Here is a 13,057-nt window from a genome sequence, read left to right as displayed (position 1 = left end):
CCTTGATTGGCGCCTCATCGTAACCGGCGGGCTAGTGAGGAACAGCTATTTCTCGATCTTCAACGAGGCGTAGCTCAGCGCATCGACCGAGATGATCAACACCTCGGAGTCGAGCATTTCCGGTTGAAACGTGCCACAGAATTTCTCGTCGATCGAGTCACCTTCCGCCAAGCGGACATAGCCTGAATCCTGGTTCTGCAGCACGACCAGTTGGCCGTTGGGAAACAGTGCCACGGGTTCCATGGGCATGGCGAACTCTGTCGCGGTGCTGTCAAGTTGCTCATGCAAGTGGAAAGTGCTTTCAACGCAGATCTCTCCCTCGTCTTCGGAGAGCTCCACTGTGGCATCCGTGATGCTGTAGGAGCTGTCGAATTGATCGTCGTCGACCGGCAGTTCCTCACCGAACTCACTGAGTTCCGAGTCCTCCTCTGCATACAGCGCCGCCCGCACCGTTGGCGTGGCGGGTTCGACATCGAGGAACTCCGGGCTGGAGAAATCGAACAGTCCGCGGTCTTCCCGCGCTGCGTCGAACTGAGTCTGCAAGTTCTGGAACTGCCGCGCCATCGGGTACAGCGCCTCGCATGGGCCAGCGACGGACAGCTCCAAAGACTTGAGCATGCTACTGCTCGTAGTCATGGTGCACCGCATTCCGGACTGGGTGTAGCTGGCCAAAGAGAAGACATCCTCAGCAAGCGCCGCTTCCGGGTCGGCAGTTTCCTCCCAGCTCATAAGGGCTTCATCGGACGGTGCGGTGGTATCCCCCGACGGATAATCGGTCGTTCCGATCTCCGCTTTCACCCTGCTGCCGTCCGCTGTCGTGATGAACCCGGTGCACCGACCCGCATCTCGCGTGACGTCATGGACACCCACCGAGTCGTAGAAATCCTGCCCCACGGCGCAGTCGGTGATGATGCCGCTATTGAGCTTGGACATCAGTGTCTCGTTGCTCCACCCCAGCGGGCCGATGGGCTCCGAGCGGGTGGACTGGAAAATCCACAACCCCGCCAACGCCACTGCAATGGCTGCCAGTACAGCGAGGAGCCCCTTCGCAATCGGGGATATTCCGGTGCGCTTGGAGGCGGGGCCTCCATCCGGCGCCGGTTGTGGCTGAGACGGCCAGGCTTGTTGGGGTTGCCAGGCTTGTTGGGGTTGCCAGGCTTGTTGGGGTTGCCAGGCTTGTTGGGGTTGCTGGACTTGCTGGGTTTGTTGAGGCTGCTGAGGAAGTTGCCAGTTGTAGCTGCCGCCCGAGTTCGGAGTCGGCTGCCAATCACCGTGAGGGCCAGTCATGTGAAAATCCTGTCTGTCGTGCTCAATTCAGCGTACATCCAGACTTTAAGCTTGCTGGCAGTTCACTCACAGCAAAACTGGGGACTGGTCCACGCCTCACCCACACTGCTCGATTGCGGGAATAAGGTATGAGCCATGATGACCTCTATGCGTTCCCGTCAGAATGTGCCCGCTACCCGTGGAGTTCGCACTGTCCGCGCTGCTGCGGCGTGCGGGATTCTCGCGCTGGCTACCGGTCTGGCCGGATGCTCTGGCGATGTCTCAACTGAAGACGAAGTGGCATTCACAACAGTGGCGCCCACGCAGACTGAGTCCGCGAACGAAGAGAAGAAGGAAGCTACCGAGAAGAAAGACCGTGGAAGTGAAACCGAAGAGACAGAGGAGGAGACGGAAACGAAGTCCCCATCGTCCAGCTCTTCTGCGGCCAACGAGCCGAGCGATGACGGTGGGAACTACATCACCACGGCTGGTGGAACGCGCGCGTCCCAGCCGAACTGCGACGGCCGGTACATTCTCATCATCGACTCGATCGTTGCGGATCCGTCATTAGGCGACCCCAGCCAGCGTCTCGCCGACGCGCTCGCGTCCGCGCCGAGCGGGGCGGAATTCACCACGCCGGGCCACTGTGCGTCGTTACGCCCGCGCGTCCACGGGTACGACATCTATCCCGTCTACCTCGATTACGGCGCCAACAAATCCGGGGTGTGCGACGCGAAGTCGCGGTACGGCGGGAATGCGCGGCCGCTTGTCAACGGAAACTTCCCCGCCAACGCCTATGTCGACGTCGATGAAGACCGTCTCGCCCTGGATCCCTGCTAAAAGGCAATCGAGGGCTGTTCGCTACTGGCGAACACTACTGTGAGCTGGACTTTTGTGTCTCCGTGGCGGAATGAGACTGCAAGCAGGGAAGGGGTTTCGCACCTGCGCGTTATGGTGGGTGGAACAAAAATTAGCTGTCTTTAGCCATAAAGGGGTTGCCACATGTTCGAGCGGTTTACAGACCGTGCACGGCGCGTGATCGTGCTGGCCCAGCAGGAAGCACGCGACCTGAACCACAACTACATTGGTACTGAGCACATTCTGCTCGGCCTGATCCAAGAGGGCGAGGGCGTTGCAGCCAAGGCCCTTGAATCCATGGGCATCAACCTTGACGACGTCCGACGTGAGGTCGAAGAGATCATCGGCCGCGGCTCCCAGCCACACACCGGCCACGTGCCGTTCACTCCGCGCGCCAAGAAGGTACTGGAGCTCTCCCTGCGTGAGGGACTGCAGATGGGGCACAAGTACATCGGTACGGAGTTCCTGCTCCTCGGTCTCATCCGCGAGGGTGAAGGTGTGGCCGCGCAGGTGCTGATCAAGCTCGGTGCGGATCTGCCGCGCGTGCGTCAGCAGGTCATTCAGCTGCTGTCTGGTTATGAGGGCGGCGAGGGCCAGAACCCCGAGATCGCCGAAGGCCAGCAGGGCGGCCCGGGCCTGACCGGCGCCGGTGCTGGCTCCGGCAGCATGGGTGGCATGGGCTCCGGTCGCGGAGGCAACCAGGGCGAGCGCTCCAACTCGCTCGTGCTGGACCAGTTCGGCCGCAACCTCACCGCCGCTGCCAAGGAAGGCAAGCTCGATCCTGTCGTCGGACGCGACAAGGAGATCGAGCGCATCATGCAGGTGCTGTCGCGCCGCACCAAGAACAATCCGGTGCTCATCGGTGAGCCGGGTGTGGGTAAGACCGCCGTCGTGGAGGGCCTCGCCCTAGACATCGCCAACGGCAAGGTTCCGGAGACCCTGAAGGACAAGCAGGTCTACTCGCTCGATTTGGGCTCCCTCGTGGCTGGTTCCCGCTACCGCGGTGACTTCGAGGAGCGCCTGAAGAAGGTGCTCAAGGAGATCAACCAGCGCGGCGACATCATCCTGTTCATCGATGAGATTCACACCCTCGTCGGTGCGGGTGCCGCAGAAGGCGCCATTGATGCTGCATCGCTGCTGAAGCCGAAGCTGGCCCGCGGTGAGCTGCAGACCATCGGTGCCACCACGCTCGACGAGTACCGCAAGCACATTGAGAAGGACGCCGCCCTTGAGCGTCGTTTCCAGCCGGTGCAGGTCGACGAGCCGTCGGTGGAGAACACCATCCAGATCCTCAAGGGTCTGCGTGATCGTTATGAGGCGCACCACCGCGTCTCCTACACCGACGACGCGCTCGCCGCAGCTGCGAACTTGTCGGACCGCTACATCAACGACCGTTTCCTGCCGGACAAGGCTGTCGACCTCCTCGACGAGGCCGGCGCACGCATGCGCATCAAGCGCATGACCGCCCCGAAGGGTCTGCGCGATGTCGACGACCGCATCACCGAGGTGCGCCGCGAGAAGGAAGCGGCTATCGACGCCCAGGACTTCGAGAAGGCTGCCGGCCTGCGCGACACCGAGCGCAAGCTGGGTGAAGAGCGTGCTGAGAAGGAAAAACAGTGGCGCGCCGGCGAGCTCGAGGACATCGCTGAGGTCGGCGAGGAGCAGATCGCGGACGTGCTGGCCAACTGGACCGGCATCCCCGTGTTCAAGCTCACCGAGTCCGAGTCTTCGCGCCTCTTGCACATGGAGGACGAGCTGCACCAGCGCATCATCGGCCAGGACGACGCCGTCAAGGCAGTCTCCCGCGCTATCCGCCGCACGCGTGCCGGCCTGAAGGACCCGAAGCGTCCGTCCGGTTCCTTCATCTTCGCCGGTCCGTCCGGTGTGGGTAAGACGGAGCTGTCCAAGGCGCTCGCCGAGTTCCTCTTCGGCGACGAGGACTCCCTGATCCAGGTGGACATGGGTGAGTTCCACGACCGCTTCACCGCATCGCGCCTGTTCGGTGCGCCTCCGGGATACGTCGGTTACGAAGAGGGTGGCCAGCTCACGGAGAAGGTGCGCCGCAAGCCGTTCAGCGTCGTGCTTTTCGACGAAATCGAGAAAGCCCACAAGGAGATTTACAACACCCTCCTGCAGGTGCTCGAAGAAGGCCACGTCACCGACGGCCAGGGCCGCAACGTGGACTTCAAGAACACGGTGCTGATCTTCACCTCCAACTTGGGTACGTCTGACATCTCCAAGGCTGTCGGACTGGGCTTCAGTGGCGCCAGCGCCACCGACTCGGATGCCCAGTACGAGCGCATGAAACAGAAGGTTCATGACGAGCTGAAGAAGCACTTCCGCCCCGAGTTCCTCAACCGTATCGACGAGATCGTGGTCTTCCACCAGCTCACCCAGGAGCAGATCGTCGAGATGGTGGAGCTGCTCGCTGGACGCTTGGCGAAGAACCTCGAGACCCAGGACATGGGTATCGAGTTGTCCGAGGATGCCAAGAACCTTCTGGCAGCCCGCGGTTTCGATCCCGTGCTCGGTGCGCGCCCGCTGCGCCGCACCATCCAGCGCGAGATCGAGGATGTCCTGTCGGAGAAGATCCTCTTCGGCGAGATCGGTGCCGGCGAGATCATTGAGGTCGGTGTGACCAACTGGGACGGCAAGACCGACTCGCCGCGCGACTACGAATCGGCCGAGTTCACCTTCACCCCGAAGCCGAAGCCGCTGCCGGAGGACACCTTCGGTGAGCTTGAGGATGATGATGTCCGCGACATCGCTCCGAAGGACGGCCAGGAGGACTACCAGGTCCGCGCGACCACGCCGGTTGACCCGGATGAGACCGACGAGCCCGGCCCGGACTCGGACCCTGCGGCTGACGCTGACGCCGATGCTGACTCTGAGAGCAACTTCGGTGAGGACGGCGCCCCCGGCACCGCCCTGCTTGACCGCCCGCGTGACGGTCGCGACAGTGATGACGGTGACCACACGGACGGCCCGGACAACACTGACGGCCCGGACCCGGACGATCTGTCCGATGGTGACGGCGAGAAGGCCTAACCCTTAAGCCGTCGGGCCGTCAGCCCGAGCCGAAGTACCCGCGCATCCCCTCACACCGCGAGAGGGGAAGCGCGGGTTTCGGCGTTTCACGCCCCGCGCAAGATATAGATTGCATCCTTACTGTGGCAAGAGAAAATGACCTGGTGTTTTAGGCACCGTGCGACGCCCACATGCAATCTATATCTGGGCCTCGGTCGCACCCTGCGCCAGGACTCACCCAGCCCTTAGGGCGGTCCAGGAGATCTAGAATGTGCCGCAATTCGTTCCGGCTGGCAGACCGTTGAAGCGGTCCATGAGCCAGGTCATGGACGGGGGAGCTTGGCTGAAAATTCCTACGGCGTGGTTGGCGCCGAGTTTCACGCCCGGGGTGAGTGGGGGTAGGGCGTCGTCAAGCAAGGTGACCTGCGCGCCGAGGCTGCAGTGGTCGCGCGCCATCTGCACTACCTGGCTGCTGGGCACAAGGTCGTCGTTGCCGGGTGTGGACACCATGATCGGGGCTGCGGGTTTGCGGCGGCCGAGCTTCTGCGCTTCGAGCTCGCGGCGGATCTCCGGTTCCGAGGTGACAATGTCGCTCAGGCTGCGCCCTGAGGTGGTCATCGTGCGCGAATCCTGCAGGCCCCAGCGCAGCGCGCCGTCAGGCATGCACGAGTCGCGGGTGGTGGCGATGAACTCGCGGCCACGCGCATTGACATGCTTATCGACGACCGCCCCAAACTCCGGATACCTCTCCGTCCACCCATGCAACGCGTAGCCGATAACGGCGCCGATGGAGGAGTTGTCGACTCCGCGGATGGACTCGATCAGGTCCGCCGGCGGCGCGCCAGAGTAGGCGCCTTTGACGTTGAGATCCGGCGCGTAGGTGCTGGCCATCTCCGCCGCGGCCGCCGAGGCACCGCCGCCTTGGGAGTAACCCCAGAACCCGACCGGAGCCCCGGGCGTGGTCGTGGCGCGGGCGGCATCGAGCATGGCGTGGCCCTCTTCGTCGTGGAGGACGTAGGTGTGCGCGCCGGGTGTGCCCAGGCCGATGTAGTCGGTGACCACCACGCGCATGCCCAGCAGGGATGCGGCGTGGTAGTGGGCGATCTCGTAGTTCGTCGCCACAGCCGGCAGGTTGGGGTCGACTTGGCCGAGCATCCATGGCCCACGGCTCGGCGCGCAGGTGTCGCCGGCGCCGCGGGTGCCGGGGCCGAACACGACTGTCGGGGTGGGGCCGCCGCCCTGCCACGGATTAGCCGGTTCGATGACCACGCCGCTGACCGGCACGATCCGGCCGTCGACAGTCGTGGAGGTGTAGAGGATCCGCTCGGCGTAACCGGGGAACTCCGGACCGAGAATGTTCAGTAGGTGTGGTGCCGGCTGGGTGCGCAGGATCTTGCCGGGCCGGTCGAGCTGGTCGGCGGGCACCGGGTCGTCGTAAAACGGGTCATACGTGTTGGTCGGGTTGCCGGCCGGAGTGGTCGCCGCGTGCTGCAGGCCGCGATGCGCTTGGTCGACCGCGGCATGAGCGCCCGCCGCCGGCACACCCGTTGCCGCAAGCGCCACCGCCGCAGCAGCAGTTGCAACCGCCGCCTTGAAACTTAGCCGAGGGAAAATATGCGTCATACTCCAGGATCCTAGCTAGGCCCCTTACGCGCCCGCTGGAAAATCGAGAAAGAGTGCGGGTTGACGGGCGCGGTGGCCGCCACGTCTCGTACGATCATGACCCATGGGAATCACGTACCGCGGCAAGAAGAAGCTGAACAAGAACACCTGGGTGAACACGTCGGGCTCGGGCGCATCATTGTCCAAGAAGTTCGGACCTGTCACCGTGAACTCGCGCGGCGGCGTCTGGGTCAACCTGCCCGGCGGGCTGACCTACCGCGGCCGCTGGAAGAAATAACGCGGCTTTAACCGCCGTAGCTGCCTTCGCTGCGCAGGCGGGCAAGCAGGTTGCCGTAGGCGGGTGCGCCGGTGCGGTCGCTGAACTCGTCAAGGTGGAGTTCCACCCAGAGCATCATGTCGGAGCGGTCGATGTCGCGGGCGCGCTCCCAAACGTTCTCGAAGACCAGCGCTGCTTCGTCGTGGTGGCCGGCGCTGCCGAGCGCGAAGGCGTTGCGGCCGCGAATGAGTGTGGACACCATGGGGTTTCCCACCTCCGTGAGCACGGGGATTGCCCAGGTGGTCAGCGCGATGGACTCTGCATGGCGGCCGGTGCTGCTGAGCAGTTCGACCAGGTCGGAGATCCAATCGTAGTTTTTCACCAGGAGCTGCGGGGCGTCCTCGTCGTGGCGTAAGACCTGCTCGGTGAGGGATTGGAAGCGCTGACTGGTGGCAGGCCATTCTTGGGCGAAGAAGTCGTCGCCGGTGCGTGTGATGAAGCGTGCCATTGCTGCCGCAGCTTCGAGCCGGGCCCACGGTTCCGCTGTGTCTGCGGTGGTGTTGAGGAGATGTTCGGCGGTGCCGGCGAGGTTTTCGGCGGCGGAGGCGAGTTGGGCGTCGATAAGCAGGTTGAGCGCGGTGCCGATGAGCACGACGTGCTGTGTGATGTCGCCTGTGCGTTCGGCGAGGAAGGCGGCGCTGAGGATTTCCTGCGCACCGCGTAGCTCACTGCCAAGGCGTCCGAGCCGAATGCCCTTGAGTGGACGCAGCATGACTTCGGCAGCCTCCGGGTCGTCGATAACGTCCGGGTGGACGCGCTGTTCAGTCAGTGTCTTGTCGATCATCGCGATGGCATCCATTTGGCGCCCTGTTTGAATCGTGCCGGACGTCAGGTCGCGCAGCAGCGGGTAGGAAATCTTCTCTGCGGCGGCGAGTGAAACAGCGAAATCGAGGAGCTCATGGGCACGGCCGGAGTCCTCCTCGTCGAGCTCGATGAGTCGTGCGAGCAGGCCACAGGTTTTCTCGATAGCCGTGTCTGGATCGAACGAGGCCACGAACGGCAGCGCGTGCTTGCCGACGTCCCCGAGGTACTCCTCCGGGAACAGCCCCTCCAAGAGGAAATTGATCTCGATGGTGCTGCGCAACTGCGGGTCGACGGTGGGGTCCTGCGCGAGAGCCATCATGTCCCGGAACATCTGGGTGATGTCGTCCATGGATTGCGGCTCGCGGCTGCGGATCTCCGACATTCGCGGGTCGGCGTCGGCGCGGGTGGGGTATTGGGATCCGTCGTAGCTTCCGTCGATGCGGGCTTTGGCGTAGGTGATCAGCTCTGGGTCGTAATCGGCATCGACGGGGTGGAAGCAGATGTCGCGCGGGGAGTCGTCTTCAAGCTTTGAGATAGCAGTGTCTTCAAAGTGATCCGCGTCAAGGGCGGGTACGCGGTGGCGCTCGTTGTAGTAACGGGCCCAGAAGTCGTTGCCGTTGCGCGCGTCGCCTTCTGCGGCGTCGCGCAGGGCCACCCGGCCGAAGTCATCGGTGAGTGCGGCCACTGTCGGGTTCGGGCCAACACCTACGTACCGCTGCCACCGCGGTGAGGTGTAGCGCACCATGGCGCGTTCGCCGTGGCCGTTCTCCGCGGCGGCGCGGAAGAAGATGAACAGCGCTCCAGCGACGCCTGCGGTGTCGTCGATGAACGGCTCCGTGGCGCTGACGAGCGCGAACGCTTCGTCAGCGAGGCCGCCTTGAAGCAGGAATGTCGCGATTTGGATGACCGCCTCGTTCAGGTCCGGGTCTGCGACGGCGAGCTGGAGAGCGATCTGCGCGCGCCGGACAGACTTCTCGTAGTCGATGTGGGCGGCCAGCGGGCTCAGCGATTCGGCGATCATCGCTGCCGGCTGGTTTGTGCTGACGTGTCCGGAGTCCACCATGATGTCGACGATCTCGTCGCATTTGTCCAGCATGCCTTGCTCGAGGTAGGCCATGGCTGCAATGTCGTGGCGTCGCAGCCACTCGACGGCCCCCAGCTTATCGACGTCCCCTGCACCCGGAATGTACCCGTCCAACAAGGGAATAACCCGGTCGCTTTCGTTGCGGTTTTGGTGGTGGGCGATTCTCAGGTTGAGGATGTCGTCCGGGTCGTCGAAGACTTCTTCAGCGAAAGCGAGTGCTTCCTCCGACTTCTCAACCGTTCCGTCCTCCCGGCCGGGAATGCGCGCGATGATGAAGTCCAGAAAGCTCCGAAACAGATTCGGCATGGGGGTGCCGTCTTCGTTGAGAGGTTGCGCAGGGTCCGTGGTTGCGGAGGAGGCGTAGTGGTGCGCGCGGAAGCGGTCCGGTTCGCGTTGGTGCATTGCATACAGGTCTTTGAGCTCGTCTATTGAACCGACCGGATCGTGCGCTGCCCGTGCGTACATCGCATCGAGGCGGGTGCGGTAGGCCAGCTCCTCGCCCTCGGGTGTGCCATCTTGGGCCATCAGGGCGATGAGAGGATCGATCTCGGCGAGATACTCGTCATGGGGCATGCCGGCCGCAGATTTCTCGCTGAGGTCTAGGGCTTTGTAGTTGAGTTCGTAGAGGTCCATGCGGACAATGCTAAACGTTTCCTGAGAACGCGGCAGGCGGCTCAGGCGGCTACGGCAGGCGGAAACGGCCGTTGGCATCCTGCACGGCCAACCCGTCCTCAAGCAGCGAGAACAGCGCGCGGGAGCGCTGCGGCGCGTCTGGCCAGACCAGGTCGATCACGCCTTGCTCGACGGGCGTATTGGCCTCGCGCAGGACCTTCATGATTTTCCCGCGTACCTGCCGGTCCGTGCCGACGAACTTCTGCACTTTCTTGCCCACCAGTTCCTCCTCGGTGGGGGCGGGGGAGCCGGCGGCGACCCAAGCGCAGTCGCTGATAAGCGGGCAGGACTCGCACGCGGGGTTCGTCGCAGTGCAGACCAGGGCGCCGAGCTCCATCAGGCCCGCGGAGAACACATCCGCGTCCGTGTCCGGGAGCAGCTCCGCGACCCATTCCAGCTCGGCCTTCTGCGGTTTCGCCACCGGCCGTCCCAGCTCGGCGCGGGCGTAGACCCGGCGCACATTCGTGTCCACCACGGGCACTGCCTGCCCGAACGCGAAGCACGCGACCGCCCGCGCGGTGTAGTCGCCGATCCCCGGTAGCGCCAGCAGCTTATCGACGGCGCTGGGCACCTGCCCGTTGTGAACGTCGACAAGCGAGGCGGCGCATTCCTGGAGCCGCAACGCGCGACGCGGATACCCGAGCGTGCCCCACGCCCGCAGCACCTCGGAGGTGGGCGCGGCGGCGAGATCCGCGGGCGTGGGCCAGCGCCGCATCCACTCACGCCACTGGGGGGCGACGCGAGCGACGGGAGTCTGCTGGCTCATGACCTCGCTGAGCAGCACGCCCCACGGCGACGTGCCCGGCTCGCGCCACGGCAGATCGCGGGCGTTCGCGCGGAACCACTCGGTCACTTTCGCGGGATCAATCACAGTGCCATAATAGTGGCCATGGCATTCCGAAAAATACCGCGAGAGACCTGGCAGCACCTGCTCGAAGGAAATGAGCGTTTCGCCACTGAAACTTCTGAGCGTCCAAACAACAACAGCGCCCGCCTCCAAGAACTGCGCGCCGGCCAAGAACCGTACGCAGCAGTGCTGGCGTGTTCCGATTCGCGGGTGCCTGTCGAGATGCTTTTCGACGCCGGCCTCGGCGAACTCTTCGTCGTCCGCACCGCCGGAGGGTGCGTGGACGCCGCCGTGACCGGATCCCTGGAATTCGCGGTGAAGAATCTCGGGGTGTCCCTGATCGTCGTGCTCAGCCACGAAAGCTGCGGAGCGATCGGTGCTGCCGCCACCTCCTTCGAGGAAGGGGAGATGCCCACCGACCTCACCCGCGTGTTCGTGGAAAAGATCGCGCCGAGTGTCATCGAAGCCAAGAAGCTTGAGCACGCCGACCGCGCTGTCATCGAAGAGACCCATGCGACGGTCACCGCCGAGCACTTGCGGCACCGTATCCCGGACGTGGAGGATCGCATTGCTGACGGCTCGTTGGGCATTGTCGCCGCGAGATACCGGCTTGAGGATGGCCGCGTCACACCCGTCGGAGAGCACTTCGGCCGATAAGATCTACAGGCGTGAGCCACCAACCGCCCCGACGAGACAGTTACACCCCGCGCCAGCCGCGGCGCCCGGAGCGCGGTGACGCGCGTGACTCTGCACGAGTCACTGAGACTCGCCCCGTGCGGTCCCCGCAGCGCCTCCCGCAGGAGGTCTACGTTCGCCGCAGGGTCGCTGCGTTGGTCATCCTCCTCGCCGTGGCAGCGCTGGTGGTGTGGGGTTTAACTGCGTTCGCGCGCTCCGGTTCCGACGAGCCGGAACAGCCCACCACAACCGCGCCGGAGACAATGGTGACCACCCCGACCGAACCGGACCCGGGCGCATCCGCCACGGAGACAGAGACAGAAACCGAGACCAAGTCCACGGACGAAGATTCCACGGAGCCGTCCGAAAGCGAATCCGACAAGCCCGACGAGGCTGCCCTGGCCTCCAAGAAGACCTGCGAGCTCGAGGACCTGCAGCTGACCGTGAAGGTGAACAAGACCGCCTTCGACAGCTCGGATCCGGAGGATCAGCCGGACATCACCGTCGAGGTGAAAAACCCCACCGGTGCCGACTGCGATATCGACGCCACCGAGGATAAGCTGCGCTTCGAGGTCTACGCCATCGGCCGCGAAGGCTTCCAGCCCGTCTGGGGCGACACCGACTGCTACGACCCGGTGATCAACGGTGAGCAGACCTTCCCCGCCGGTGAGTCCCGCCACTTCAGCGCAACCTGGTCGCGCCTGGGGTCCTCGCCGGGCCAGTGCTCGGCACGTGAGCCGGTCGCGCCGGGCGCCTACGTCGCTTCGGTCTCGCTCGGGGACAACGCCTCTGAGGGCGTCACCTTCAACATCAACTAGGAGCTAGACGAGCCACCTCCTAGAGTCAGCTAAGTCGGCGCAGACCCTCCGTAATGTGGCGCGCCCACAGCGGCGAGACGTGCTCCGCCACCGCGAGCTGTTCCGGTTCAGCTGCGCGGATGGCGTCCAGGTCGCCGAACTCTTCCACGATGTGGTCAATGAGGAACTTCTGCACCCGCGGGATACGCGACAGCACGCGGTAGCCGCGCGGGGTGACCGATTCGACCAAATTCTCTTCCGTTGCGGGCAGGCCGAGCAGGCGCGCCAGCGCCGCCGAGGTGAGGAGGTCGGAGTCGGGGAGGTTCTCGAGGTCGCGCAAGGCGCCGTCGATAAGCTCGGCGTGCGGGACGCCGTCGGTGACGATGTAGTCGCACACGAGCATCTCAATGTCATCGTCGATGGTGCCGCGCAGTTCGCTGAGCTGGAGGCGCAGCTGGCGGGCGTCGGTGCCCAGCTCAATGATCTGGTCGTCGACATCGCGGGCGGCGCGCTGCAGCAGCAGCTGGCGTTGCAGCAGATGCAGTACGTCTTCGACAGCGGCGTAGCGGTTCATCTCGGCCACCGCGAGGCGCTGGTTCGCCTTATCGACGCGCGAACGGTACTGCTCCACTGTCGCAATCGCCTGCCGCGCACGCGTCATCATCACACCGGGCTCCTCGATGACGTGGCGTTTCCCGGCGGTGTAAACGGTGACAATATTCATCGACGCCGACACGGACACCACCGGCGTGCCCGTGTGCAGCGCAGTGCGTTCAGCCGCGCGGTGGCGCGTGCCGGTCTCGGATGTCGGGAACGTCGGCGACGGCACAAGCTGCACGTTCGCGCGCGTGATGCGGGTGCCGTCCTCGGACAGGAGGACCGCGCCGTCCATCTTGGACAGCTCGCGCAGCAGCGTCGGCGAGAATGGCACGTTGAATTCGATCCCGCCGTCGCAGATGGGGGTGACGTTGGGGCCGTCGCCAAGCACGATGAGCGCGCCCGTGTGGCCGCGCTTGATGCGCTCAAGCCCGTCGCGCAGCTCAGTGCCCGGGGCGAGACGCAGGAGAGTTTCGCGCATGCTGGTCATA

General features: G+C 64.3%; 10 protein-coding genes. 5 read left to right on the top strand and 5 right to left on the bottom strand.

Annotated elements, in window-relative coordinates:
* Positions 1 to 45 precede the first annotated feature (45 nt).
* Positions 46 to 1,287, bottom strand: coding sequence for a hypothetical protein (locus tag KBX07_RS09350; protein ID WP_256023903.1), 1,242 nt, complete (start codon positions 1,285 to 1,287; stop codon positions 46 to 48).
* Between the two features lie 135 nt (positions 1,288 to 1,422).
* On the opposite strand from KBX07_RS09350, the gene KBX07_RS09345 reads away from it, so the two are divergent.
* Positions 1,423 to 2,106, top strand: a complete 684-nt coding sequence (locus tag KBX07_RS09345; protein WP_256023902.1) for a hypothetical protein — start codon at positions 1,423 to 1,425, stop codon at positions 2,104 to 2,106.
* A 162-nt stretch (positions 2,107 to 2,268) separates the two neighbouring features.
* Positions 2,269 to 5,172: an ATP-dependent Clp protease ATP-binding subunit gene (locus KBX07_RS09340; protein ID WP_256023900.1), complete on the top strand. Its 2,904-nt coding sequence runs from the start codon at positions 2,269 to 2,271 to the stop codon at positions 5,170 to 5,172.
* A 243-nt stretch (positions 5,173 to 5,415) separates the two neighbouring features.
* Here the strand turns inward: KBX07_RS09340 and KBX07_RS09335 are convergent, their stop codons facing one another.
* Positions 5,416 to 6,774, bottom strand: coding sequence for a lipase family protein (locus KBX07_RS09335; protein WP_256023899.1), 1,359 nt, complete (start codon positions 6,772 to 6,774; stop codon positions 5,416 to 5,418).
* A 103-nt stretch (positions 6,775 to 6,877) separates the two neighbouring features.
* Here KBX07_RS09335 and KBX07_RS09330 point away from each other — a divergent pair, with 103 nt between their 5' ends.
* Positions 6,878 to 7,051, top strand: coding sequence for a DUF4236 domain-containing protein (locus tag KBX07_RS09330; protein WP_005288553.1), 174 nt, complete (start codon positions 6,878 to 6,880; stop codon positions 7,049 to 7,051).
* Between the two features lie 7 nt (positions 7,052 to 7,058).
* On the opposite strand, the gene KBX07_RS09325 is transcribed toward KBX07_RS09330, so the two are convergent.
* Together KBX07_RS09325 and KBX07_RS09320 are read right to left on the bottom strand one after the other, a co-directional pair.
* Positions 7,059 to 9,611: a hypothetical protein gene (locus KBX07_RS09325; protein ID WP_005288556.1), complete on the bottom strand. Its 2,553-nt coding sequence runs from the start codon at positions 9,609 to 9,611 to the stop codon at positions 7,059 to 7,061.
* 49 nt (positions 9,612 to 9,660) lie between these two features.
* Positions 9,661 to 10,518, bottom strand: a complete 858-nt coding sequence (locus tag KBX07_RS09320) for an A/G-specific adenine glycosylase (RefSeq protein ID WP_370687285.1) — start codon at positions 10,516 to 10,518, stop codon at positions 9,661 to 9,663.
* Between the two features lie 21 nt (positions 10,519 to 10,539).
* On the opposite strand from KBX07_RS09320, the gene KBX07_RS09315 reads away from it, so the two are divergent.
* The gene (locus KBX07_RS09315; RefSeq protein ID WP_040423496.1) at positions 10,540 to 11,154 is read left to right on the top strand and encodes a carbonic anhydrase; all 615 of its coding nucleotides are present in this window, start codon (positions 10,540 to 10,542) and stop codon (positions 11,152 to 11,154) included.
* Between the two features lie 11 nt (positions 11,155 to 11,165).
* On the top strand, positions 11,166 to 11,990 hold the full coding sequence (locus KBX07_RS09310; protein ID WP_232210323.1) for a hypothetical protein: 825 nt from the start codon (positions 11,166 to 11,168) through the stop codon (positions 11,988 to 11,990).
* A gap of 25 nt (positions 11,991 to 12,015) precedes the next feature.
* Here the strand turns inward: KBX07_RS09310 and disA are convergent, their stop codons facing one another.
* Positions 12,016 to 13,056: a DNA integrity scanning diadenylate cyclase DisA gene (gene disA / locus KBX07_RS09305; RefSeq protein ID WP_256023897.1), complete on the bottom strand. Its 1,041-nt coding sequence runs from the start codon at positions 13,054 to 13,056 to the stop codon at positions 12,016 to 12,018.
* Position 13,057: the final 1 nt, after the last annotated feature.

Source organism: Corynebacterium sp. CCUG 70398, assembly GCF_024454055.1.
Classification (GTDB): domain Bacteria; phylum Actinomycetota; class Actinomycetes; order Mycobacteriales; family Mycobacteriaceae; genus Corynebacterium; species Corynebacterium genitalium.
This window is presented reverse-complemented; position numbering and strand designations above follow the sequence as displayed.